At 40.7% G+C, this 26,214-nt stretch carries 16 protein-coding genes; 13 read left to right on the top strand and 3 right to left on the bottom strand.

The window, feature by feature from the left end; genetic code table 11:
* Positions 1-46: 46 nt before the first annotated feature.
* The 10 genes from QWZ08_RS11870 to QWZ08_RS11825 all read left to right on the top strand — a co-directional run bounded on the left by QWZ08_RS11870 (position 47) and on the right by QWZ08_RS11825 (position 20,751).
* Positions 47-1,129 (top strand): LacI family DNA-binding transcriptional regulator, encoded by a 1,083-nt coding sequence (locus QWZ08_RS11870; RefSeq protein WP_290337631.1) that lies wholly within the window; start codon positions 47-49, stop codon positions 1,127-1,129.
* Positions 1,130-1,368: 239 nt separating this feature from the next.
* On the top strand, positions 1,369-4,617 hold the full coding sequence (locus QWZ08_RS11865; RefSeq protein ID WP_290337630.1) for a SusC/RagA family TonB-linked outer membrane protein: 3,249 nt from the start codon (positions 1,369-1,371) through the stop codon (positions 4,615-4,617).
* Positions 4,618-4,627: 10 nt separating this feature from the next.
* Positions 4,628-6,478, top strand: coding sequence for a RagB/SusD family nutrient uptake outer membrane protein (locus QWZ08_RS11860; protein ID WP_290337629.1), 1,851 nt, complete (start codon positions 4,628-4,630; stop codon positions 6,476-6,478).
* Between the two features lie 319 nt (positions 6,479-6,797).
* Positions 6,798-10,133, top strand: a complete 3,336-nt coding sequence (locus tag QWZ08_RS11855; protein WP_290337628.1) for a VCBS repeat-containing protein — start codon at positions 6,798-6,800, stop codon at positions 10,131-10,133.
* Positions 10,134-10,190: 57 nt separating this feature from the next.
* A complete protein-coding gene (locus tag QWZ08_RS11850; RefSeq protein ID WP_290337627.1) occupies positions 10,191-11,549 on the top strand; it encodes a vanadium-dependent haloperoxidase in 1,359 nt (452 codons plus the stop codon).
* 237 nt (positions 11,550-11,786) lie between these two features.
* A complete protein-coding gene (locus QWZ08_RS11845; RefSeq protein WP_290337626.1) occupies positions 11,787-15,179 on the top strand; it encodes a VCBS repeat-containing protein in 3,393 nt (1,130 codons plus the stop codon).
* Positions 15,180-15,518: 339 nt separating this feature from the next.
* Positions 15,519-17,828: an alpha-galactosidase gene (locus tag QWZ08_RS11840; RefSeq protein WP_290337625.1), complete on the top strand. Its 2,310-nt coding sequence runs from the start codon at positions 15,519-15,521 to the stop codon at positions 17,826-17,828.
* 195 nt (positions 17,829-18,023) lie between these two features.
* Positions 18,024-18,584, top strand: coding sequence for a DUF1543 domain-containing protein (locus QWZ08_RS11835; RefSeq protein WP_290337624.1), 561 nt, complete (start codon positions 18,024-18,026; stop codon positions 18,582-18,584).
* Between the two features lie 251 nt (positions 18,585-18,835).
* A complete protein-coding gene (locus QWZ08_RS11830; RefSeq protein WP_290337623.1) occupies positions 18,836-19,342 on the top strand; it encodes a pyridoxamine 5'-phosphate oxidase family protein in 507 nt (168 codons plus the stop codon).
* A 437-nt stretch (positions 19,343-19,779) separates the two neighbouring features.
* Positions 19,780-20,751 (top strand): DUF6515 family protein, encoded by a 972-nt coding sequence (locus QWZ08_RS11825; RefSeq protein ID WP_290337622.1) that lies wholly within the window; start codon positions 19,780-19,782, stop codon positions 20,749-20,751.
* A gap of 193 nt (positions 20,752-20,944) precedes the next feature.
* Here QWZ08_RS11825 and QWZ08_RS11820 read toward each other — a convergent pair whose 3' ends face one another.
* From QWZ08_RS11820 to QWZ08_RS11810, 3 genes are all read right to left on the bottom strand, one after another.
* Positions 20,945-21,340 carry a hypothetical protein gene (locus QWZ08_RS11820; RefSeq protein WP_290337621.1) on the bottom strand — a complete coding sequence of 132 codons (396 nt, stop codon included), beginning with the start codon at positions 21,338-21,340 and terminating at the stop codon, positions 20,945-20,947.
* Positions 21,341-21,723: 383 nt separating this feature from the next.
* Positions 21,724-21,939, bottom strand: a complete 216-nt coding sequence (locus QWZ08_RS11815) for a VF530 family protein (protein ID WP_290337620.1) — start codon at positions 21,937-21,939, stop codon at positions 21,724-21,726.
* Positions 21,940-21,954: 15 nt separating this feature from the next.
* Positions 21,955-22,632 carry a DUF1345 domain-containing protein gene (locus tag QWZ08_RS11810; RefSeq protein WP_290337619.1) on the bottom strand — a complete coding sequence of 226 codons (678 nt, stop codon included), beginning with the start codon at positions 22,630-22,632 and terminating at the stop codon, positions 21,955-21,957.
* A 276-nt stretch (positions 22,633-22,908) separates the two neighbouring features.
* Here QWZ08_RS11810 and QWZ08_RS11805 point away from each other — a divergent pair, with 276 nt between their 5' ends.
* From QWZ08_RS11805 to QWZ08_RS11795, 3 genes are all read left to right on the top strand, one after another.
* Positions 22,909-23,115 (top strand): hypothetical protein, encoded by a 207-nt coding sequence (locus tag QWZ08_RS11805; RefSeq protein WP_290337618.1) that lies wholly within the window; start codon positions 22,909-22,911, stop codon positions 23,113-23,115.
* Between the two features lie 203 nt (positions 23,116-23,318).
* Complete coding sequence (locus tag QWZ08_RS11800) at positions 23,319-24,671, top strand: 3-keto-disaccharide hydrolase (RefSeq protein ID WP_290337617.1); 1,353 nt, start codon at positions 23,319-23,321, stop codon at positions 24,669-24,671.
* 162 nt (positions 24,672-24,833) lie between these two features.
* Positions 24,834-26,189: a Gfo/Idh/MocA family protein gene (locus tag QWZ08_RS11795; protein WP_290337616.1), complete on the top strand. Its 1,356-nt coding sequence runs from the start codon at positions 24,834-24,836 to the stop codon at positions 26,187-26,189.
* The last annotated feature ends 25 nt before the right edge of the window (positions 26,190-26,214 follow it).

Here is a 26,214-nt window from a genome sequence, read left to right as displayed (position 1 = left end):
GCAGATTGCAAAAGAAATTTCTATATTGTGCACACGATTGCACTAATTGTCACAAAAAATTACCATACACGATATTGCGCGGGAGCTGAAACTCACGTCTGGAACGGTTTCCAGGGCATTGAACGATCATCCCCGTATAAGTGAAGCAACCAAGCTGCTTGTTAAGGAAAAAGCAACAGAATTAAAATACCAGCGAAATAAGATCGCATCCTCTCTTCGTTCAGGAAAATCCCATACTATAGGCGTTATTATTCCAAGTGCACAAATGAATTTCTTTGGATCAGTGGTGCATGGTATAGAACTGATGGCCAGCAGCAATGGCTATAGTATCCTTTTATATCAAACAGAGGAAACTACGTCACTGGAAAAAAAGGCAATAGAAACCTTCTTAAGTGCAAGGGTAGATGGCATACTGGCGTCGGTGGCAAAAGAAACAGTCGATTTCAGTCATTACCAGGATTTACAAAAAAGACATATTCCATTGGTACTATTTGACCGTACCAATGATGCATTGAATGTGCCTTCGGTAACGATTGATGATTACAAGGGGGCTTTTTTAGCTACAGAACATCTTATTGAAAAAGGGTATCATAGAATAGCGCACGTTTTAGGTCCGCAGCATATTAAAAGTTTCCGGGAAAGGTTAAGAGGGTATGAAGACGCTTTACAAAAACATAAGTTGAAAGTGGTACCTGAATTAATTTACCAGGGAGATATATCAATAGAATCAGGGAAAGCTGCGGTTGATTTTTTTTTTAGCAGACCTATAATTCCGGATGCTGTTTTTGCTGTTGAAGATTATACAGCGCTGGGGATTATTAAAGGGTTGAAAGAAAGAAGAGTCAATATTCCGGATGATTTTGGTGTAATTGGTTTTGCTAATGAAAGTTTTGGGGAGCATATAACGCCGTCTTTGTCTTCAGTAGATCAGCAAACGGTGCAGATGGGTAATGAAGCGCTGAAGTTACTGATGGAAATAATCGCGTTAAAAGAAAAGGAGACAGGGATTTCTCCAAAGCAAAAAATTGTGCTGGAACCCATCTTGTATGCAAGAGAGTCGACAAAAAGAAAACAACATATTGTTGAAAAGAAAGGAATTACAATAAGGCAATCAGTATTATCTAAATAACCAAACATTAACTCAATGCTACGAATCAACTGGAACGATAGTTAGCACATTTTTTTGTGCAATCGATTACACATTATTTCAACAATATATTAAACGGGTAATAAAAAATAAATAAAATTCAAGAGAATTTTTACCCGCAGGTTTATGAATTTAAAAGGCAAAGAATAATAAACGCACTTTTTAAAATAACCAATCAATTTAGATCAACGATTTTTTATTAACCAAAAACAATTGCCATCATGAAAAAACAAACCAATGCGTTTTGCTCAGGCAGCCTAAGCCCATCAGAGTACTCGCTTAGGAGCCTCTTCAAACAAACTATCCTTGCATCCTTAATTTTGTTGCTCGGTATTGGGGTACAGGCACAACAGAAAGTGCATGTAACAGGTATCGTAAACGACGACAAAGGAAATCCGGCCGCCAACGCGAGTGTTACGGTAAGAGGAGCTAAAACCGGTACAACAACAGATGCCAGCGGGGCATTTGCCATTGATGTACCTAACTCAAAATCAGTGCTGGTAATCAGCAATACAGGTTTTGAATCGCAGGAATTACAGGTAGGAACGAAAACTAATTTTAATGTTAGTTTAAAAGTTAGTACCAGCAACCTGAATGAAGTAGTTGTGGTTGGTTACGCTTCTCAAAAGAAAGTAACGCTTACCGGTGCTGTTGCAGTGGTGAAAGGAACTGATCTTGCGAAGTCACCTGCAACCAACCTTACCAACTCCATTGCTGGCCGTCTGCCAGGTGTAGTGGCCGTTAATGCAAGTGGTGAACCTGGTTACGATGGATCAACCATCCGTATCCGTGGATCAAACACCCTTGGTAATAACGACGCTTTAATCGTTATTGATGGCGTACCTGCCCGTGCAGGTGGTATCGATCGTTTGAATCCGATGGACATTGAAAGTATGTCAATTCTGAAGGATGCGTCTGCAGCCATTTATGGTGCAAGGGCTGCCAATGGTGTTATTTTGATTACCACTAAGCGTGGTAAAACCGGCAAGCCGGAACTTTCATACAGTCATAACCAGGGCTGGGCTGCTCCCACAGTGTTGCCAAAAATGACGAATGCGGTGGAATATGCAACTATGGCAAACGAAATTGAGCTGTATAAATTGAAACCATCTTTATGGGCCGCTGCGGCTGCTGACTATAAAACGAAGGGTAGTTTTGATTATCTGGATGATGCGGGCAAACCTGCCACATCATTTGCGCCTTTTCCTACTGCTGATATCGCAAAGTATGCTGACGGTTCAGATCCATGGGGCCATCCAAATACAGACTGGTTTAAAGCGGTGCTGAAACCATGGTCATCTCAAAATAAAGACAACATGCAATTAACCGGTGGATCGGAGAATGTAAAATACCTCGCTTCATTGGGTTACGATCACCAGGACGGTTATTACAAAAATTCTGCTACCGGCTACAAGCAGTACGATATGCGTATTAATCTGGATGCCAAAGTAAATAAATACATCAATACTTCATTGGGTATTGTAGCACGCCAGGAAAATCGTTTCTTCCCAACAAAAGGGGCGGGATCGATTTTTCGTATGCTGATGAGAGGCTATCCCACTAAGAATGCCATTTGGCCAAACGGCCAGGCTGCACCAGATATTGAAAATGGTGAACAGCCTGTGGTTATTACAACCAATCAAACAGGATATGATAAAGACACGCGTTATTATTATCAAACCAATGGTAAGATTGAAATAACCAATCCATGGGTAAAGGGTTTGAAATTTACGCTGAATGCTTCTCTGGACAAATATATACAGCAGACTAAAACATGGGTAAAACCCTGGTATATCTATAACTGGAGTGGATTTGAAGCAGATGGAGTTACACCAATTATGACTGCTGTTAAAAAGGGGCCTGCTACCCAGGCTACCCTTAACCAAGGATCAACCGACCAGTTAAATATAATGCTGGAAGCAATAGGATCTTACGATCATACTTTTGGAAACCATGCTATCACCGTATTGGCAGGCGTAACCAAAGAAACGATCAACGGTAATTATTTTAATGCCTACCGTCAATATTATGCGTCGACGGCGATTGATCAATTATTTGCCGGAGGTTTGACTAACCAGCAGACTGGTGGCGCTGCTTATGAGCGTGCCCGTTTGAACTATTTCGGAAGGGTTGGCTATAACTATAAGGAAAAATACCTTGCTGAGTTCCTGTGGCGTAAAGACGGTTCTTATATGTTTCCGGAAGCGAAGCGCTGGGGCTTCTTTCCTGGCGTAACAGCAGGCTGGAGAATTTCAGAAGAAAGTTTTTTCAAAGACAATGTAAATTTTGTCAATTCGTTAAAATTACGTGGTTCTTGGGGCCAGTTGGGTAATGACCAGGTTTATTTCGGTGGTGTACTGAGAGAATACGATTACTTGCCAACTTATGCATACGGCAGCTATACAGCAGGAAACCAGGTTGTCCAAACATTGCATGAAAACGGTGTTCCCAACACCAACCTTACATGGGAAGTTGCCAATAATTACAATCTTGGTCTAGATGCAAGTTTTTTAAATAATAAATTAACTGTTGAACTGGATGTATTCCAAAACCACCGTTCACAAATTTTGTGGAGAAGAAATGCTTCCATTCCGCAGAGTACTGGTTTGACATTACCAGCGGAAAACATTGGTAAAGTGGATAACAAAGGATGGGAATTTAAAGTAGGTTATAACAATGCCATCGGTGACCTTCGTTATAACGTTGGTATCAATGGAGGTTATGCTAAAAATAAAATTGCTTTCTGGGATGAAACTCCAGGAAGACCAGCTTACCAATTATCTACCGGAAAGCCGATGCCTACAGATGTAAACAATCCCGATGACCAGTTACTTTATCAGTATGATGGCATATTTAAAGATCAGAAAGATGTTGATGCCAATACCCTTGATTATAGTGGTGTAGGCGGTGCAGGCAAGCTGTTCCCAGGCAGTATGAAATTCAAAGATGTGAATGGTGATGGAAAAATTGACGGGAATGACAGGGTAAGAAGTGATAAAAACCAGACCCCTACTTTTCAGGGAGGTTTAACAATCGGATTACAGTATAAGGATTTTGATTTGAATGTATTGTTCCAGGCTTCAACCGGTGCTCAGTTGTTTATACAAACAGAAACTGGTACAATAGGTAACTATCTTCAGGACACATACGATCATCGCTGGACCCTTGACAATCCAAGTTCAGTATATCCACGTACAGTTGACAGAAACAACCAGTATTTTTCCAACCGTAATACTTTTTATATGGTAAGCACCAACTATGTGCGCCTTAAAAACTTTGAAGTAGGGTATACACTTTCTTCCAGAATTGGAAAAAAACTGGGCATCAGCCGTTTCAGGGTATATGTAAACGGTCTAAACATGGCTACCTGGTCTAAGGAGAAAATTTACGATCCGGAATCTCAAAACAGCGACGGACACTATTATCCGCAGTCAAAAATCATCAACACAGGCGTAAACCTAACCTTCTAAATTTACAGAAATGAAAAAAACAATAAAGACAATATTAATACCGCTGTGTGCAGTGATCCTGGTTACATCATGTAATAAGGATTTCTTGAATACAGCGCCGCTGGATAAGGCAGCGGCAGCATCAACCTGGACGGATGCAGCTCTTTCGGAAATGTTTGTTACAGATATCTATAACGGTATCCAGGAAGGTACCTTGCAACAAAACAGCCTGGATAACCAAACTGATAACTGCCTGTTCAATTTCGGAAGGCAGGACATCATGGAATCCGCAATTAGTCCGTCCAACACCGGAGGTGTACTTGGCACTATGGAATGGGGAAATATGTATTCAAGAATCAGAGCCGCCAACCTGGCACTGGAAAATCTTGCAACTGCTCCATTTGATGCAGACATGGTTGCCCGCTTAAAAGGAGAGACTTATTTCCTGCGTGCTTATTATTACAACCAGTTGCTTCGTTACTATGGAGCAGTTCCACTTATTAAATCTACTTATTCTTTAACAAGTTCTGACTTTACGATTCCAAGAAATACATACGAGGAATGTGTGAATTCAATAGTAAGCGACGCGGATTCAGCAGCATTATTACTGAATGGCAAGTCTCTTGCTCTGGGCCGTGCTACCAAAGCAGCAGCCATGGCACTTAAATCAAGAGTGCTAACATACGCAGCAAGTGATTTACATGATATGCCCACTGCAAAAGCAAAGTCTGCAGTAATTAATGGCTTTTCTAATCCAGAATTACTAGGCTATGTCAGCGGAGATCAAAATGCACGTTGGCTGGCTGCAAAAGCAGCATCTAAAGCTGTGTTGGACTTAGGTGGCCTTGGTTATAATCTTGACCTTACTGCACCACAATCCAAAGAAAGTGCAATCGCTGATTACCAGAATGTTTATTTGGGAAAAGGCGGCGGTGAAAAAGACGCCATTTTTGCTAAATGGTATATAAATGCTGCAACGGATGATTGGGGCGCATGGTTTCCGAGAAACAACATGCCCAATGGTTATCATGGATGGTCGTCTACAGAACCTACGCAAAAATTTGTTGACAGTTATGAAATGATGGACGGTACCAAGTTTGATTGGAATAAGCCGGCTGAAGCTGCTGCTCCTTATGAGAACAGAGATCCCCGTTTTTACGCGTCTATTTTTTACGATGGTGCTCCATGGAAACCCCGTACAACTGATGGTGCTGCAATCGATCCGTTCGGTGAGATGCAATTTGGTACCTATCAAACAGGAACAGGCGGTGGAACAACGGCTGGCTATTTTGGATTGGATACCCGGAACAGTTCTATTGAAAACTGGAATGGAACGAGAACAGGGTATGTAATCAGGAAAATGATGGATCCTAATCCAGCTATTGTTGATATGAACCAAAAGGAGGAAATTCCTACTATTCTTATCAGGTACACAGAGGTTGTATTTAATTACATCGAAGCTTGTTTGGAAACAGGCGACGAAGCCACAGCAACAGCGTGGCTAAACAAGATACGTTTCAGGGCCGGGATGCCTGCTGTTACCGCAACTGGTAGTGCGTTAGTGGATGCTTATCGCAATGAGCGCAATATTGAAATGTTTGCGGAAGACCAGCGGTTTTTTGATGCGAGACGCTGGATGATAGCACCGGAACACTTTGGCCAAAAAGTAAAAATTATGGTGATTACCGGAACACTAAAACCGGGTAAAACTGTCACAACTTACCGCTACAGTAAAGACAATTATAATTATAACTACCATATTCAGGAAATTGAATCCGGTGTTGAAAACCGAAGCTGGAATGATAAGGTTTATTTCCCTCCAATAAAACTGGATGAGATGAACAAGAACAGCAAGCTTATTCAAAACCCGGGCTATAATTAGTAATTAATGCCTTTAATTTAACTGCGCCGGCGAACAACCGGCGCAGTTTTTTTATATATTAATCAGATAAGTCGCTTGCATTTTACGAAAAGCTGCTGCAATTGGCGGGGATTAAAATTAATCCGTCGTTAATAAATCCGGTAATGATATAAACATATAAAAAGATGCCTACTTTCATATTATAATCATGCTGTTTTTAACTGCCAGTAATTTTTTATCAGCTTCTATTTTATGCTGGTTTGTCGCTGCATAGTGCAAAATAAAAGCTATTTTTGAAGCTACACTTTTGTTGATTTTTTAAATTAAAATACCAGTCCAATTGAACGCAAATATTATTAGAACCTGCATCATTGCCTCACTTGCATTGATGATAAATGCCTGCCGCAATAATGAAACTTCCACCGCAACTGCTGGTTCCGATTCGGCTCATCTTTTTAGTTTATTACCGCCTGAAAATACACATGTTGATTTCACCAACCAGCTTACAGAAGGCTTAAACACCAACGTACTGCTCTACGAGTATTTTTACAACGGTGGTGGTGTTGCTGTTGGTGACGTTAACAATGACGGTCTGCAGGATATCTACTTTTCAAGTAATCTTGGTGATAATAAATTATACCTCAACAAAGGCGGCTTGCAGTTCCAGGATATTACAGTTGCTGCCAACGCACAGTCAAGGCCCGGTCCCTGGAAAACAGGTGTAACAATGGCGGATGTAAATGGAGATGGCAAAACGGATATCTATGTTTGTTATTCTGGCAAAATGCCCTCTTTTAAAAGGGCCAATCAACTGTTTATCAATACCGGTAACGATGCAAGTGGCAGTCCGAAATTTGCAGAACAAGCTGCACAATTTGGCCTGGCAGATACCGGTTACAGTACCCAGGCTTACTTTTTTGATTATGACCGCGATGGCGATTTGGACATGTTTTTGTTAAGTCATAATCCCGACAACTTACCCTTGCTGGATGAAACCAGCACCGCAGCCATACTTGCAAAAAGAGATAATAACACCGGTGTAAAGCTGTTTAAAAATGATAACAACCATTTTGTGGATATCACCACGCAAGCCGGATTGAGCAGTTCAGCGCTTAGTTACGGACTTGGCGCGGGCATTGCCGATATTAATTTAGATGGGTGGCCCGACCTTTATATTTCCAACGATTACGGAGTACCGGACTACCTGTACATTAATAATAAAAATGGCACTTTCACTGATCAGCTTATTTCCGCCATGGGGCATATCAGTTTGTTTTCGATGGGCAACAGTGTATGCGATATCAACAACGACGGGCTTCCGGATATTTTCACGCTTGACATGTTGCCGGAAGATAACATGCGGCAGAAACTATTATTCTCTCCTGACAATTATGAAAAATTTGAGCTGGGCTTGCGCAGGGGATTTCATCACCAGTACATGCGCAATATGCTGCAGTTAAATAATGGGGATGGTACCTTTAGCGAGATAGGCCAGTTAGCAGGTGTATCCAATACCGACTGGAGCTGGGCTCCCTTATTTGCAGATCTTGACAATGATGGCTGGAAAGATTTGTATGTCAGCAACGGCTACCTGAGGGATTTTACCAACATGGATTTTTTGAAATACAAATACGATTTTATTCAAAAAAAAGGACGGCTGAAAAAAGAAGAAGTATTGGATATTATCAGTAAAATGTCATCCTCTAACGTCATTAATTATACATTTCAAAACAAAGGCGATTTAACCTTTAGTGATGCAGGTAAACAGTGGGGCTTGACCGTGCCTTCCAGTAGTAATGGTGCTGCCTATGCAGACCTTGATAATGACGGTGATCTTGACCTGATCGTAAACAACATTAATACGCCTGCTTTTATCTATCGCAATAACGGCGAGAAGCAAACGCAGAATCACTATCTGCAAATTAAATTAACCGGTGCAGATAAAAACACCGATGGCTACGGCGCAACCGTAACCATTTATCAAAAAAACAACAAGCAGTACCTGGAGCAAATGCCAGCCCGTGGATTTCAATCTACGGTGTCGCCTGTATTGCATTTTGGATTAGGCAAAGAAACGCTGATTGACTCGCTGCGCATTGTTTGGCTTGGCGGTAAAGAGCAACTGCTGACCAATGTGAAGGCAGACCAGCTGCTTACCCTAAAAGAGATTGATGCAACACTGCATTATAAAATACCGGCACCAGTAAAGCCAATATTTAAAGAAGTTAACAGTCCTGTAAAATATGTCAATGCAACAAATCAGATCAACGATTTTAAACGGCAGACACTGTTGGTAAATCCCTTATCGTTTAATGGTCCCTGTATGGTTAAGGGAGATGTAAACGGCGATGGCCTGGAAGATATATTTGCAGGCGGAGGAAGTGGAAAGCCGGGAGCACTTTATATCCAGCAAAAAGGCGGACAGTTTACTCAAAAATTGCCGTCGGTATTTGCAGCTGATAGTTTGGGTGAAGATGCAGACGCATTGTTTGTTGATGTGAATAATGATGGCTTTAAGGATTTATATGTTGCAGCCGGCGGGTATCATAATTACACAGCGGGTGATGCTTTATTGCAGGACCGACTTTACCTGAATGATGGAAAAGGAAACTTCACAAAAGCCGGTAATGCATTACCGGAAATGAAGGGTAGTAAGAGTTGCGTACGTGCAGCGGATGTAAACGGCGATGGCTTTATAGATCTTTTTGTAGGTGGCAGGGATATCCCTGGTCAATACCCGGAAACACCACAAAGCTATTTGCTGATCAACGATGGCAAAGGAAACTTTACAGATAAAATTGATGCACTTGCACCGCAATTAAAAAATGTCGGCATGATAACGGATGCGGCCTGGCTGGACATTAACCATGACAAAAAAATGGACCTGATTGTTGTGGGTGAATGGATGCCGGTGACTGTTTTTATAAATGCAAACGGAAAGTTGGAAAATAAAACAACTACCTATTTCGATAAGGAATATAGTGGCTGGTGGAACAAATTGCTGGTAACAGATTTAAACGGCGATAGCATACCCGATTTGGTAATTGGCAATATGGGTTTAAACACGCAGTGTAAAGTAAGTGATGCTGAACCCGCTGAAATGTTTTATAAAGATTTTGACAACAACGGATCAGTAGATCCTATACTTTGCTTTTCTATTCAGCACAAATCTTATCCTTATGTAACCCGCGATGAATTGCTGGAACAAATGAGTATCATGCGCCCAAGATTTACCGATTACAAATCTTATGCTAATACAACTTTGAAGGATATTTTTTCTGCAGATGAATTGAAAGATGCAAAACATCTTAAGGCAAATGATCTTGCTACGGCTTATTTTGAAGGCGGAGCAGATGGTAAATTTCATAAAATGGCTCTCCCCATCCAGGCCCAGTTCTCACCCGTCTTTACAATCAATGCAATCGATTATGATAAAGACGGCAAACAGGATTTATTGTTATGCGGAAATATCAACCAGGCCCGCATACGCTTTGGTAAGTACGATGCCAACTATGGCGTATTGCTGAAAGGAGATGGAAAAGGGCATTTTAATTATATCAGCCAGCAACAGTCCGGGTTTCATATCTGGGGAGATGTTAGGAGTGTACTCAGTATCAACAACACTTTGTTGTTCGGCATCAACCAGCAGCCGGTAAAGGCATATCAGCCAAGGTAAGTTGATAAACAAACAATGTTGAATACCCGGTTTATTGTATTATTATAATGATTGAATATGAAAAAACAATTTGTGAATTTATTCTATAAAAAAAAGCACCGTTTTTTAAATCCTCTTTTATTTATCGTTGTGGTTTTAATTGCCTTTCTGCCCTCCTGTACTCAAAAAAAACAACCTGTTTTTAGCAGTAACGATCAGGCCAAGATTATTACCACCATGACGGATATTATGATCCAGGATATTACCAATCCGCCGTTGGCTGCCCGTTTTTTTTCGTATACCTGTCTTGCTGGCTACGAGGTTGTATCGCAATATAATCCCTCATTCAAATCGATGTACGGCAAATTAAACGGGTATCCCGTTATAAAAAAGGCGGTGCCTGTGCAGCCTTATTCAAATCAATTAAGTGCGTTGATCGCAATGATGGAAACTGCCAAAAAGCTGCAGCCATCCGGCCCACTGCTGGCGGCCTTTGAAAAAGATTTCCTTGATTCATGCCGTAAAACAGGCATCGATGAAGCTGTTATTACCAATTCAACAAATTATGCCATGTCTGTGAGTCAGCAAATACTGGCTTATGCAAAGGCAGACGGGTATAATAAAATCAGCAATTTATCAAGGTATACGCCTGCTAAAGGAGACGGGTATTGGTATCCAACACCTCCGGCATTTATGGGAGCGGTAGAACCTTACTTTAATACAGTGCGGCCATTTGCATTGGACTCGGCCAGCCAGTTTAAACCATTACAGCCGGTAGCATATAGCGGCGTAAAAGGATCTCCCTTCTATGCTTTGGCAGAAGCTGTTTATAAAGAGAAAAATATTTTACCGGAAGATCACCGTGTAATAGCATCTTTTTGGGATTGCAATCCCTTTGCCGTGCAGGATGGAGGCCATCTTATGTATGGCATAAAAAAGATATCACCGGGAGCACATTGGCTGGGCATTTCAGGCATTGCATGTGCCAGGGCAAAAAAGAGTTTTGAAGAAACACTGCAGGTGTATACAAGCGTATCAATCGGCCTGATGGATGCTTTTATCTGTTGCTGGGATGAAAAATACCGTAGCAACCGGGTAAGACCGGAAACTGCCATCAGAAAATTGATTGACCCAACATGGGAACCGTTATTGCAAACCCCGCCTTTTCCCGAATACCTGAGCGGGCACTCCGTAGCTTCTGCTGCATCTTCTGTAATCCTGACGCATTATTTTGGAGATCATTTTGCTTACAGGGACAGCGTGGAAGTTGCCTATGGATTGCCAGCAAGAAATTTTGAATCATTTCACCAGGCAGCTGAAGAGGCTGCTATATCAAGGTTTTACGGGGGTATCCATTTCATGGATGCCATTACCAATGGTTTACAACAGGGAACAAAAGTAGGGGAGCTGGTTCTAAAGAAATTAACTAATCAGTAATTGGGCAAATCTATTTTAATATAATTAATGCCGGGGGATCTGGTAATTTCTGATTGTTCCTTGCGTCTGAGGGCGATAGCTATTGGTTGCAATGCAACAGCAGATTCAAATAGTGTTAGATGAGGCCTCTAAAAAAACTCAATATTAAAATGATAGTTTTAGTAAAATGGTACTAAAACTATTTCAAATATCAATTGCTATTGTTTAACGATCCCGCAAAACCGAGCTTCCATTATTATGAAATTATCTACACCAGTTTTTGCAGCACTATTATCTTTTGTATTGTATAGTTGCGGCACTAAAAAAGCTGGCACGGATGATTTTCATTTTACTCTAATGAACGCATCGCACACCAATATTGATTTCAACAACAAGCTCACCGAAAATGATGCTGTCAATTTTTTGATTGATCAGTACATCTATATTGGCGCTGGTGTTGGTGCCGGAGATTTCAACAATGATGGGCTGCAGGATCTTTTTTTTGCAGGGGGGCAGGTTAGCAGTAAACTCTATATCAATAAAGGAAATTTTGAATTTGAAGATGTAACAGAACGTGCAGGGTTGAAAACAGATGAATGGTGCACAGGGGTTAGTGTCGTTGACATCAATAATGACGGACTGATTGACATATATGTTTGTGTATCACATGCACACAATCCGGAACAAAGGAAAAATCTTCTCTTTATCAACAAGGGCAATTTGAAGTTTGATGAAGAAGCCAGAGAGTATGGGTTAGATGATCCCGGCTTTTCAACCCAGGCCGCTTTCTTTGATTACGACAAAGATGGGGATCTTGATATGTATCTGATGAATCATAAGGCATTTCAAAGGGAGCCCAACAATATAATGCAGGATGGAAAGACTTCTTTTGTTGCTGCTGATAAATTGTATAGAAATGAAGGTACTCCGCCAGGCAAAAATCATCCTGTTTTTAAAGATGTATCTGAGCAGGCAGGCATAATGGAAATGGGATATGGTCTTGGCTTATCAATCAGTGATTTTAATAATGATGGCTGGCCTGATATATATGTTGCCAACGATTTTGTAAGCAACGACCTGTTATGGCTGAATAATAAAAACGGCAGTTTCACCAACTGCATTTCCAACTCAATACGTCATCAGAGTTTTAATAGCATGGGTGCGGATGCTGCGGATATCAATAATGATGCGCTACCGGATATGGCCGTGCTTGATATGCAGCCCGAAACTAATTATAGAAAGAAAACGATGTTTTCCGGTAGCAATCCCGAGCAATATGAAATGGCAACAACCACGGGTGGTTATCAACCAGAATTTATCCGGAACATGCTGCAATTAAACAATGGTAACACAACATTTAACAACAGCAAACAACCTTTTTTCAGTGAGATCGGCCAACTCTCCGGAATTTCAGAAACAGACTGGAGCTGGAGTATATTAATGGCAGATTTTGACAACGATGGATGGAAGGATATACATATTACCAATGGACTTGCAAAAGATGTGACCAATAGTGATTTCTTGTTTTTCAAAAATGGACAAAAAAATGGAAGTTTAAGCAATACCAGCCCGCCAGTCAATACTGATAACAATCAATCAGTACGAAAGGAATTGGAAAATTACGGGAGCATAAAAATAAACAACTATTTCTATCGTAATAACGGAGATCTTACTTTTAGTAACCTAACAGAAGCTGCCGGCATCGATGTGCCTTCTATTTCTCATGGAGCAGTGTATGCAGATTTAGATAATGATGGCGATTTAGACATGGTAACTAATAATATGAACCAACCAGCCTTTATCTGGAAAAATGAAATCAGGAAAACAGTTAAAGACAGCACCAATAATTTTCTTACCCTTCAGCTAAAAGGAAGCGAACTAAACAAGTCAGGCATAGGTGCAAAAGCAACCCTTTATGCCAATGGAACAGTGCAATTTCTGGAGCAGTACCCTGTAAGAGGTTATATGTCTTCCGTGGATAACAGGCTTCACTTTGGTGCAGGTAAGGCAACCGAAATTGATTCATTAAAAATTGTTTGGCCTGATAGCAAAGTGCAGTTGCTGAAACACATCAAAACAAATCAGACACTTACTATCGATTATAAAGATGCCCAGGAGCAACTGCCTGCATACAGCATAGCATTGCCAACGCTTTTTGCAGATGTTTCAAAAGAACAGAATATTCAGTTTAAGCACAATGAACTATCATTTTTTGATTATGCCAATCAGCGTTTGCTGCCGCAAAAATATTCTCAGTTAGGACCAGCTTTGGCTACTGGAGATGTGAATGGAGATGGGCTTTCAGATTTTTTTGTGGGTGGGGGCAAATATCAGTCTGGCAAAATATTTATTCAAAACAATAATGGTACGTTTTCTTCCAGCCCTTTGTTGCTGACAGGAAAAATGATGGAAGATGCCAGTGCTGTATTCTTTGATGCAGATGGTGATAAAGACCTTGATCTGCTTGTTACAGAAGGCAGCCTGGAGTTTGGCAACAGTACAACTTCTAACCGGCCCCAGTTATATAAAAATGATGGGCATGGTAAATTTTTATTGGAGGAAGATGCCATACCTGCGGGGGTTAATGGCATCTCACAGGTAATTGCAGTAGCGGATTATGATGCAGATGGTGACATGGATATTTTTATTGGCGGCCGTATTTTAGCTGAGCTGTATCCTTTATCTCCACACAGCTATATACTTCAAAACAATGCGGGTAAATTTACCGATGTTACAAAAGAAGTTTGCCCGGCACTGGAAAAACCTGGCATGATAACCGGTGCCGTTTGGTCGGATATGGACGACGATAAAAAACCAGATCTTGTAATATGTGGTGAATGGATGCCAGTGCGGTTCTTTAAAAACATCAATAATAAGTTACAGGAGGTTACTGAGAATACCGGTCTTGCAAACACAAATGGTCTGTGGCGTTCATTACAGGCTGCTGATATTGACAAAGATGGCGACTTGGATTTTATCGCAGGCAATATGGGGCTCAACAATAAGTACCACGCCTCACATGAAAGACCGATGATGTTGTATGCAAAAGATTTAGATGCCAATGGATCAATAGATATTATTCCTGCCTACTACATAAAAAATGATAAAGGATTGTACGAGCTTTTTCCAGCTATTGACAGAACGCAGTTTGCTGAAGAAGTACTGTACATAAAAAAGAAATATCTTTTGAATAAAGACTATGCTGTGATCAATATGGATGAGTTGTTTAAAATCTTTGATCAGAAAGATATGCTGGTATTGAAATGTGAAACAACCGCTACTGTGTGGATTGAGAATCTTGGAAACAGTCATTTTAAAATGCACCAACTGCCGCTTGAAGCACAGTTTGCACCTGTAAATGCCATTGTTGCAAATGATTTAGACCACGATGGTAATATTGATTTACTGCTCGGCGGTAACGAATATCAAACCGAAAGTTCCACAGGTCGTTACGATGCGTCTTATGGCCAGTTTTTAAAAGGTGATGGAAGGGGTGGGTTTAGATCTGTAAAACCAACACAAAGCGGATTTATTGTAAGCGGTGATATGAAAAATTTAAAACTATTTGCGAATAGAAATCAGCACCAATTTGTTTTAGCAGCAGTTAACAATGACTCTTTAAAGTGTTTTAAAATTAAACCGGACAAATAAAAAATATCCCATGCTATGAATATCGTTTGTATTACATAGCTGATGTGGTAAAATCATACAATGCATCCGCAGTTCCTCGCCACTACATGTAAAGTCAACCGCTATTCAGCAGTTTATCCTTTTTACCAGGCTGGGCGTTAACATTATGCGTAAGTATATAGCCAAGATGAAAATCAGGGTTGTTTTTATAAAAGTACAATAAAAATAGAGCGATAAACAAAATTCTATTGTGTTAAAGCAAACCTGAATTCTTTCTTATTGCAGCTATTGAAAAGTAGTAATAATGAGATACATTGCAACACGTAAATTGAAATTGCAATACTAAAAATAACATCGGTTATGCCAACAAAAAAAATGACAGATAAAGAATGGTTTCATCAACATTTATCCGATCGTTCAACAAAATTAATACCGTACAAGAGTGCGACGCCAAAGAAGTTTAATAGTAGTACTGTCGCCTGGTCAACATTGCTTTTATTATTTGTTACAACCAGTATCTCCTTAGCCCAAACCACTGTAACCATCCCCGTTGAAACAGAAAAAAATGCGATGGTGTTACAGACCGATAATGAAGGCCGCCTCGGTGTAATTTACTTTGGAAGCAAACTTGCAAACACTACAGAATATGAGGGCATACCCAGCCAGTATAATTTAAAAAGTGACAATGCACCAACTTATAATTCCTGTTACACTCCGGCTGGCACATGGAACCTGATCGAACCGGCTGTACAGATAACGCATGCTGACGGCAACATGTCGCTCGACTTAAAATATGTTAGCAGCGAAACGAAAAAAATAGACGCAAACGTAAACCTGACAAGCGTTTTGCTGAAAGACCCTTTATATGCGAACGAAGTGACCCTCTATTATAAAACCTATTATAAAGAGAACGTGGTGGAACAATGGAGCGTAATAAAAAACGGGGAAAAGAAAGCCATCCACATGCAGAAATACGCTTCGGCAAATTTGTATTTAATGGGCAACGATTTTTACCTCACGCATTACAACGGTACCTGGGGCAACGAAATGAAACCAGAGGAAGATCATTTGTCGCATGGCATAAAATCAATTGACAGCAAGTTGGGAACAAGAGCAAACCTGCTGGAGCCGTCTGCGTTCATGGTGTCGTTTGATAAACCCGCTACCGAAGATGAAGGAAAAGTTTTGCTGGGTCAACTGGCCTGGTCGGGAAATTTTAAACTGGATTTTGAAGTTGATAATTATAATAACCTACGGCTAATTGCAGGCATCAATCCTTATGCTTCCGAATATCAGTTGGCGGCAGGGCAGGAATTTACAACGCCCGGGTTTATCTATACTTTTTCAAACAACGGCAAAGGCGAAGCCAGCCGCAACCTGCATCACTGGGCAACAAAATACAGGTTGCTTGATGGGGAGGGTTCCAGGCTTACTTTGCTAAACAACTGGGAGGCGACCTATTTTGATTTTGATGAAAACAAGCTCGTAGGTTTATTTAAAGGCGCCAAAAAGTTAGGCGTTGATATGTTTTTGCTGGATGACGGCTGGTTCGCAAACAAGTATCCAAGAAACGCCGACACAGCGGGTTTGGGCGACTGGCAGGAGAATAAGAAGAAGCTGCCGCATGGCATCGGCTACCTGGTAAAAGAAGCGACTGCTGCAGGCGTAAAATTTGGCATTTGGGTAGAACCGGAAATGGTAAGCCCTAAAAGTGAGTTGTACGAGAAGCACAAAGATTGGGTAATACGCGAAATCGATCGTCCTGAAAAATATTACCGTCACCAGCTGGTGCTGGATCTTTCAAATCCTGCAGTTCAAAATTTTGTATATGGCGTACTGGATACTTTATTCACAAAAAATCCAACGCTCGCATTTATAAAATGGGATTGCAATGCGGTAATTTACAATGCGCATTCCGCGTATCTGCAAAAGGCAGGTTTGCCACAATCGCAGTTGTACGTTGATTATGTAAAAGGTTTGTATAAGGTACTGGAAAGATTGCGTGCAAAATATCCAACGGTGCCAATGATGTTGTGCAGTGGTGGTGGTGGCCGTGTTGATTATGGCGCCCTGCAGTATTTTACAGAATACTGGCCCAGCGACAATACCGACCCGGTGGAACGCATTTTTATTCAATGGGAGTACAGTTATTTTTACCCGGCCATTGCAAGTTGTAACCATATAACAGACTGGAGTAAGCTACCTCTTAAATTCAGGACAGATGTGGCAATGATGGGCAAAATGGGGTATGATATCGTCGTTGATAAACTCAATGAAAAAGACTTACAATTCAGCCAGCAGGCGGTTACGAACTACCGGTCCATCAGCGATCTTGTTTGGCACGGGGATTTATATCGTCTTGTAAATCCAAATAAAAATCCCATTGCATCGCTGATGTTTTCAAATACAGATAAAAGCCGGGCCATTGTATTCAACTATCTTGTCAACACCCGGTTTATGCCAAGCGCCACACCATTACCCGTTCAGTTGAAAGGACTGGATGCTGCAAAAAAATATACCGTAAAGGAAATTAATGTTTATCCCGGAACAAGCTCTTCCATACAACCATCCACTGTTTATTCCGGCAATTTTTTAATGACCGTGGGCATCAATCCGGATGTGCATTTGGGAAGAGCCAGTGTGTTGCTGGAGGTGAATGAGGTAAAATAATATTTGTTGTTATTACAGGCGGAGTAGCAAAATACACAGGCGGAGGATATCTCAACAGATGCCTTCGCCTGTTTTTTATTATGTTGATGTAACTTCAAAATGGCCGCCGGCGGTAGTCAGGGATTCTTCACTGTAATTTTTTCTAACACCAGGCGAATATTGGTTTGCACCACACGTAAAATTTATTTTTATAAAATGAATGACTTAAAATTGATGATGGTGCTGGTGGGATGCCGGCCTGCCGGAAGACACACGGAACAGCACGATGTATTTTTTGGCATTGGCGGCGCGGTGAAAGATCTGATTGCAGGTATTGAAAACTTTTGGCCGGCTGCGAAAAATACAATTCACCTGGATGCCTGGCGGGAAGTGACTTCAGTGGATGGTTATGCAGTAGATGTGTCATTGTTTGATTCAGCAAAGCATGTTAGTGGTGCCAGGTTATTTTTTATAAATCTCGGTGGCTATAAGCGAAATGAATTTGAAGAGTTTCATTATAAAATGATTGTTGCGGCAACAGGTAAAGCGGAAGCAATCAGCAAAGCAAAGGCAACTGCCTTTTACAGGCATACGGGTTTTAAGGGAGCGCCGTCACATGTGGATGATAAATATGCCGTTGATGTGGATGACGTGTTTGAAATAAAAGATATTTTACCCACTGAAATTAAAAACAAATACAGTATTACTTTAACCCCGCAGGCCGGTTTACCGGATGATGAATTGCATCTTGGTTATATGCCGTTACACAAATTGTAGTTTGCCGGCCCATTGCATATTCAATTCAAATTGTGGTCCTTTTAACAATAGGCGCAGCCGGGTAACAGCCTTGAAATGCTGCGCATGTTCTTGTCCTGCTTGGGGAAATATATTCCTCTTTTATCGCTGGTATTTACTGGTGTAGAGAATTTAGCCTGCCTGGTTACATCACTGTTAAACAAACGCCATTGTAATGAGGTGGCATGAATTTTTCATCCCCTTAAATATTATTCACTTCAAAAGAAATAGTTATGAGCACAAAAAATTTAGCCTCTGCGGAAGCAATTGATAAGTTAAAAGAATTAATAGAAAATATTGATATTTGCCTTTTTTGTACCAACCTTAAAACAGGCGATGGTGCTACCACCCGGCCCATGAGCACACAGGAGGTAGATGAGGAAGGTAACTTGTGGTTCTTTAGTGATATCAACAGTGATAAAAACAGGGAAATCAAAACCGATAAAAGGGTACAGCTGTTTTACAGCCATCCGGCCAAAAGCAGTTATGTCGTAGTGAATGGTGAGGCAGAAATACAGGTTGACAGGCAAAAGGTGGATGAACTATGGTCGCCGTTGGTTAAAACCTGGTTTACGGAAGGAAAGGATGATCCCAATATTTCTATTTTAAAAGTAACTCCCACCAGCGCTTATTACTGGGATACAGAAGGTAACAGGATGATTAACTTTTTTAAAATGATTGCTTCGGTCGCTACGGGTAAAACGTTGGTAGATGCACAGGAAGGCAGTATTAATATATAGTAGATTTTGGTCTCAAAAACTAACCTGGTTACGAAACTTGATCATCTTAAAAAGAGGGGACATTTACATAGAAAGAACAGGAGTTTGCGCTTAAAGAACGGATCGACTATATAAATAAGTCTTTAATTATAACAGCAGGGAAGAAATAAAGCATGCAGGCGTTAATATGATAAAAGCTTTGTATCCTTATATAAAGCAAAAAGCTAAGAATACAAATTATACAACAAAAGTTTTTGTATGGTTTGTATTCTTTTTATTTTAAAAAATCACGCCGATGTTACCGCAGGGTAGTTGCTAGATAAGGGCAAATTTTTATAGGACATTAAATATTATTTGATAATTCAAAAGCTCTGAAAATCGAAATGTTAAAGCTTTCAAATATCTTAAAACCAAATTAACTTTGGATTATTTTTAGTATCTATAATAAAAACCTTTTTATGAACAACATTAAAAATTTGTGTCGTGTACTGCTTGTAACAGGTGCTGCAATTGTTTTTACTTCAGCTGTATCTGCCCAGCGTGGCAGAGGCGGAGACCGGGGAGGAGGTGGCAGGTCTGAAGGCAGGGGCGGTGGCGGCTTTTACGATCGCGGTTCCGTTAATTCGAGAGGTTACCAGGGTGGGTCTGTATATAGAGGAGGAGGAAATTATAATAACAATTACCGTGGTTATCGCGGTGGTGGTATTTACCGTGGCGGCAATATGTACACTTATCGTCCATCGTACGGCTACCGGCCTTCTTATAATTATGGCCGCGGCTACTATAATAATTATTTCCCGTCTTACAGGTATCGTCCTATTTACCGGTCTTACGGTTTTGCACATTTTGGACCATCATTTGGATTTCGCCTAAGCATTCTTCCTTTTGGATATTATCCTTTTTACATTGGAAGTAACCCTTACTATTATTACGATGGTATTTACTACCGCCCTTACAGCGATGGAGGTTATGAAGTAGTAGAACCACCGTTGGGTGCAACTGTAAAACATTTGCCAACAGGCGCAAAAGCTACTGTAATCAATGGTCAAAAGTATTATGAACTGGGAGGGACTTATTACCAGGAAGAATTGACTTCAAATAATAAGATACAATATGTGGTAGTTGGTACTGATGGTGTAATCAATACGATTGAGCCGGAAGATAACCAGGCTGCACCACAAAATCAGGACAACAATCAAAATGATTATGCTCCGCCGGCAAATGCACCCGATCCATCGGCACAAGAAACAGCGCCGGAAAGGTTGACGCAATTACCTGCAAACAGCAAAGTGGTAACAATCAACCAGCAAAAATTTTATCTTTCACCTTCAGGTACATATTACCAGGAAATAACCGACGCCAATAACAATGTAAGTTACGAAGCAGTGGGTGGTAACGATGTTCCGAATAATAACGGCAGTGTTTTATAAAGACTAAAATTTTATTTTAAAAGCAGGTTGAATGCCTGCTTTTTTTATGCCTGTTGCAAAAAACAGATCACCAGTAAGCGTGGATAATAAAAATAGTATTCTTATAAAGATCAATACTGGGAAACCTTATTTTCTTTTATAAAACAAACTGAATAAACCCGGCACTTTGCCAGGTTTATTCAGCATGTGCAAACTACAAGCTTGCTACTAACTCTTTTTCCACCTCAATGTTGGTAGAAGGGTTTATTTTATAAGTGATTACTTTTTTTGTAGTTACATTTTTGATGGAAACCTTCAGTACATCTTCATCAGATCCGTCATTTACAAATTGAAATTTACGTACCAGTTCTTTACCGGTTATTTTCTCCGTGTAAATAACATTGTTGCTTTCAGTAACTGTAATTTCATACGTTTCCGGTTGTTCATTGGTGAATGACAACTGGAAAACAGGAATGCTGTTTAAAGTTCCTACATATTTTACTGATACGGGAGCTGTGTCTGTTGCGTGTGCGGCATTGGTAAATGCAGTACTGAATAATGCGGTTAATGCAATTGCAAAAATGCGCAAAGAGATGGTTGAATTTTTCATGATTAGTGTTTTAAAGTTTAATAAATAATTAAATGGTATTTAATTTTCATTAACAGCGGCGATCGTGGAAAATAACGTACGTACTATTTTTTCTTCGTACGGCAGGCAATGTTGGGTGACAGTGGTGAGGCTTTATCAGCCTACGGATTTTTTTGATATGGTAAAAGTAGTGTGAGTTTATTTGTAAAAAAAGCTAACTTAATACTACTTTAATGTTGGTTAATGTTGGGTATAATTGATGAAACCCGTAACAGTAAAGGATTTTAGGAAGTGTGTAATATGATGTCCAACCCATTTTCATGCATATATGGGTTTTTTATTAGCAGTATAACAGACTTAAACCGGAAATATGGTTCGCCCGTGGTGTAAACCTTAGGATGAGTTTATTTTTTATCTGTCAATTCAATGTAAAGAGTTTCTGTTTTTTTTCTTGCCCATGGAGTTTTACGTAAAAAAGTAAGGCTCGATTTGATAGACGGATCTTTAATAAAACAGTTGATCCTGATGTGCTGCCCCAGTTTTTCCCAACCATAACGGGCTACCAATTCGGTGAGGATTGCTTCCAGTGTTTTGCCGTGCAAAGGGTCTTTCGATATCATAATAATCAAATGGTATTAATTTTTTAATCCTGCAATTAAATTGATAGTAAGCGCTACGACAAACGTGTTAAGCAAAAATGAAATCAGGCCATGCACAAGTGCTACACGCCGTATTATCCTTGAACTGATTTCAACATCGGATACCTGGAAAGTCATCCCAACCACAAAAGAAAAATAGGCAAAATCAAGGTAGTCCGGGTGCTGTTCTTTCGGAAACTCAAGACCACCTTTTGTGGGCTTTATAACATCATCTACATTATAAAATAAATGTGCATAGTGAAAACAAAATGTGGTATGCACCAGTATCCATGAAAGCAATATGCCTGCAATAATTACTGGAAGATAAATGATGGTAGATGCGCCGGCGTTTTCTTTTGAAATAACTAATAATAAAACAGTGAGCATGCTTGCAAAGGAGGCAATAACTACTACAATAAAAACAAATATCCTGCTGCCATCATCCTTTTGGGCAAGTGTTGAAATATGGGTTACTGAACTTTTAAAAAAAACAATCCAGCTAAGTATAACATAACTCAAAGCAAAAGCATCCCACATAATCATGCCGACGATCATGGCATTTAAATTGCTTTCCCGCGTTATTAAAAAAGTCATTGCAGCAAACAACAGGCTGATTACAATCCGGTGCACAGGGCGCATGGAGAGGAATATATTTTCACTTTTTTTTCTTGACATAACAAACATTGATTTGATATAAATATCCCCGCGAATTTGGTTGTGGGGGCACAAAGTAAAACTATTCTTTCATTTGTTTCAAAAGCTCGTACTGCTTAACACGCTTATAATGGAGCGAAAGCTATCAAGACATTTTTATAAATTTATAAAAATTAAAAAATTGTTACAGCATCTTCCACCGGTTGTTTGATTAGCTGTGATGTTAAGATGATTAAAATTTTCTGATTTTGTAAATTTATATTGTGTTCGTTTTTTACCTTTACTAAAATTGAGATCATGAAAAATACTTCTAAGATAGTGGCGGCATTAGCAGTAGTTGGTGTTGCGGCAATTGTAGTCACCCTTGCAAAAAAAGTGAAAGACAGGCGTATGCTTACAAAAATAGCCGATGAAGGTTATGAAACTGCGCAGGATATATTATTTCCCAACAAATACAATAACGGTGGTCAGTTACAATATGGGCCTGTACTACCGGCACTATAATAATTTATGCTATCAAATAATGGCCCGTCGTTTAAAACGGGCCATTGTTGTTTATTGACTACCAGGTACCATTTCCTTCTCCCCGTATTTCGTACTTCTTAAAAAAAATGATTACGGATTTGCCGGAATTAATTAACTTGAAAAACAATTGAAGAATGCCTTTAATTGGCTTAACTCTTTCTTTATTTTTTAACGATCGCTGCATGATTAAAAGTTGTTTGATTTCATTTTTACTCGCCTCTGCCTTAACGGGCGCCGCACAAAACAATCAATGGAAAAATCTTTTTAATGGTAAAGATTTGTCGGGCTGGAAACAGTTAAATGGCAAAGCAAAATATACCACCAGCAATGGTGAAATTATTGGTACGACTGTGTTGAATGAGCCCAATTCTTTTTTAGCAACAGAAAAAGACTATGGGGATTTTATCCTGGAGTTTGATTTCAAAGTGGACAGCACCATGAATTCAGGTGTGCAGTTTCGCAGCGAAAGTACAGCTGATTATAAAGAAGGAAGAGTGCATGGTTACCAGTATGAAATTGATCCCAGCAAACGCAAATGGAGTGGCGGTGTGTATGATGAAGGCCGCCGTGACTGGTTATACCCGCTCGATTTAAATCCTGCTGCCAAACCTGCGTTTAAGCAAACCCAGTGGAACCATGCCCGCATTGAATGTATTGGTACCAGCATCAGAACCTGGTTGAACGGGACACCTGCAGCATATGTGATAGATGATATGACGCCAAAGGGTTTTATCGCATTACAGGTACATGCCATCAACGATAAAGCAGATGAAGGCAGGCAAATACGCTGGCGCAATTTGCGGATACAGACAGACAATCTCAAACCCTCTCCCTACAATAACATCTTTGTTGTCAATTTAATTCCCAATAATCTTTCAGAAGCGGAAAAAAGAAATGGCGTATCCATGTTGTGGGATGGTAAAACCACCAATGGCTGGAGAGGTGCTCACAAGGATAAATTTCCAGAAAAAGGTTGGGAGATAAAGAACAATGTATTAAGCGTATTGCCTTCGGCCGGTGCCGAAGCTGCCAATGGAGGCGACATCGTTACAGATAAATTATATGGTGCATTCATTTGCCAGTTTGAATTTAAACTAACTGAAGGTGCCAACAGCGGCGTAAAATATTTTGTTACGGAAAATGAAAATAACCAGGGTTCGGCCATTGGCCTGGAATACCAGGTGCTGGATGATGCAAAACACCCCGATGCTAAACTGGGTGTTGTCGGTAACCGCACCCTTGCTTCGCTGTACGATCTGATACCTTCTTCAAGAGAACCTAGGGCAAGAAGGCCCATTGGCGAATGGAACAGGGGAATGATTGTAGTATATCCGGATAACCGCATTGAGCATTGGCTCAATGGATGGAAGGTGCTGGAATACCAACGGGGGACGGGCTATTATTATGCGTTGGTAGCAAGAAGCAAATATGCGCAATGGCCCAACTTCGGAATGGCAGACAAAGGACATATTTTATTGCAGGATCATGGAGATGCTGTGAGTTACAGGAGCATAAAGATTCAGGAACTGAGGTAAGGTCAATGGGCAATTGTCAAAGTTCAATTGGCGGAAAGGCAAAAGTTAAAAGTAAAAAATGATGGCGTTAAGATGACACTTCAGATATAAAGAAATCAGCCGTCAGCATCAAAAAATCAGACATCAGAAATTATTTCTTCATAAATAAAACTGTAACCAATCATGCCTTCAAGAAGAGATTTTATAACGCAGTCAACCAAAGCGGCGGCGGGTGTTTACCTTGGATCGCTTGCATTTAACGCAAAAAGCTATGCCCGTATTTTAGGCGCCAACGATCGCGTACAAATTGGTGTTGTTGGTTTTAGCGACCGTTTCCGGAGCTCTTTGTTGCCCGCTTTTATGAATAATTATAAAGCACTGAATTTCGATATTGTTGCAGTATCGGACATTTGGAAAATGCGCCGGGAAGATGGCAGCAGTTACCTGGCTCAAAAAATGGGGCACGATGTAAAACAATTCGTCAATAATGACGCCTTATACGCGAGTAAATCTGTTGATGCAGTCATTATCAGCACAGCCGATTTTCAGCATGCCACACATACCATTGAAGCTGTAAAAGCAGGTTGCGACACCTATACTGAAAAACCCTTTGCAGAAACAATGGACGATGCCATCGCCACATTAAAGGCGGTAAAAGCGGCGAACAAAATTGTGCAGATAGGATCGCAAAGACGCAGTGGCGCCAATTATAAAGCCGCCGCTGATTTTGTGCAACAGGGAAAATTCGGGCCCATTACCATGGTTGAACTTACCTGGAATGTTAATCAGCCGGGCCGTTGGAGAAGACCCGCGCTGGTGCAAAAAATAAGGGAAGAAGATACGGACTGGACACGCTTTTTAATCAACAGGCCGTTTGAAGCCTGGGACCCGAGAAAGTACCTTGAGTTTCGGTTATTCTGGCCATATTCATCAGGCATGCCCGGCCAGTGGATGAGCCACCAGATTGATACCGTACATTGGTTTTCCGGCTTGCCGCACCCAAGAAGTGTGGTGGCCAATGGGGGCATTTATCAGTGGAAAGATGGCCGCCGTAACTGGGATACCACAACGGCTGTTTTTGATTATGGCCCGTTGAATGACGCTACTTCGGGCTTCCAGGTTACCTTTAGCAGCCGTATGCACAATGGCGATGAAAACCCGGCGGAAATGTATTATTCCAATGGCGGCGAGATGAACCTGATCACCAATAAAATTTCACCACGCGGTGGCCTGGAAAAAAGGTTTGCAGATGAAATGAATATGCAGCCCAATCTGCTGCCAGAAATGAACCTGGTAACAGAAAATGTCGCAGTAGTAGCCTCCGCCAATACAGGCGGGGATTCACTTACCACAGCGCACATGCGTAACTGGATGGAGTGTGTACTCAGCCGCAAACAACCCAATGCACCGGTGGAAGCAGGGTATGCCCATTCCATTGCCAACATCATGACCAACGCCGCAATTCATACAGGGCAAAAAGCTGTTTTTGATGAAGCAACCCAACAGGTGATGGCGGGCGGTAAGATATTTAAATATTGATTTTTTCTAAACGACTTATAATTTG

Origin of the sequence: Ferruginibacter paludis (assembly GCF_030409685.1) — a bacterium.
Taxonomy (GTDB): domain Bacteria; phylum Bacteroidota; class Bacteroidia; order Chitinophagales; family Chitinophagaceae; genus Ferruginibacter; species Ferruginibacter paludis.
The sequence above is the reverse complement of the archived record's forward strand: the minus strand, read 5'-3'. Positions and strand labels throughout refer to the sequence as shown.

What these genes read in the sequence shown, in the direction of transcription:
- QWZ08_RS11865 (WP_290337630.1), top strand. Translation starts at nt 1,369, where the DNA reads ATGAAAAAACAAACCAATGCGTTTTGCTCAGGCAGCCTAAGCCCATCA.
- QWZ08_RS11860 (WP_290337629.1), top strand. Translation starts at nt 4,628, where the DNA reads ATGAAAAAAACAATAAAGACAATATTAATACCGCTGTGTGCAGTGATC.
- QWZ08_RS11850 (WP_290337627.1), top strand. Translation starts at nt 10,191, where the DNA reads ATGAAAAAACAATTTGTGAATTTATTCTATAAAAAAAAGCACCGTTTT.
- QWZ08_RS11845 (WP_290337626.1), top strand. Translation starts at nt 11,787, where the DNA reads ATGAAATTATCTACACCAGTTTTTGCAGCACTATTATCTTTTGTATTG.
- QWZ08_RS11840 (WP_290337625.1), top strand. Translation starts at nt 15,519, where the DNA reads ATGCCAACAAAAAAAATGACAGATAAAGAATGGTTTCATCAACATTTA.
- QWZ08_RS11835 (WP_290337624.1), top strand. Translation starts at nt 18,024, where the DNA reads ATGAATGACTTAAAATTGATGATGGTGCTGGTGGGATGCCGGCCTGCC.
- QWZ08_RS11830 (WP_290337623.1), top strand. Translation starts at nt 18,836, where the DNA reads ATGAGCACAAAAAATTTAGCCTCTGCGGAAGCAATTGATAAGTTAAAA.
- QWZ08_RS11825 (WP_290337622.1), top strand. Translation starts at nt 19,780, where the DNA reads ATGAACAACATTAAAAATTTGTGTCGTGTACTGCTTGTAACAGGTGCT.
- QWZ08_RS11820 (WP_290337621.1), bottom strand. Translation starts at nt 21,340, where the DNA reads ATGAAAAATTCAACCATCTCTTTGCGCATTTTTGCAATTGCATTAACC.
- QWZ08_RS11815 (WP_290337620.1), bottom strand. Translation starts at nt 21,939, where the DNA reads ATGATATCGAAAGACCCTTTGCACGGCAAAACACTGGAAGCAATCCTC.
- QWZ08_RS11810 (WP_290337619.1), bottom strand. Translation starts at nt 22,632, where the DNA reads ATGTCAAGAAAAAAAAGTGAAAATATATTCCTCTCCATGCGCCCTGTG.
- QWZ08_RS11805 (WP_290337618.1), top strand. Translation starts at nt 22,909, where the DNA reads ATGAAAAATACTTCTAAGATAGTGGCGGCATTAGCAGTAGTTGGTGTT.
- QWZ08_RS11800 (WP_290337617.1), top strand. Translation starts at nt 23,319, where the DNA reads ATGATTAAAAGTTGTTTGATTTCATTTTTACTCGCCTCTGCCTTAACG.
- QWZ08_RS11795 (WP_290337616.1), top strand. Translation starts at nt 24,834, where the DNA reads ATGCCTTCAAGAAGAGATTTTATAACGCAGTCAACCAAAGCGGCGGCG.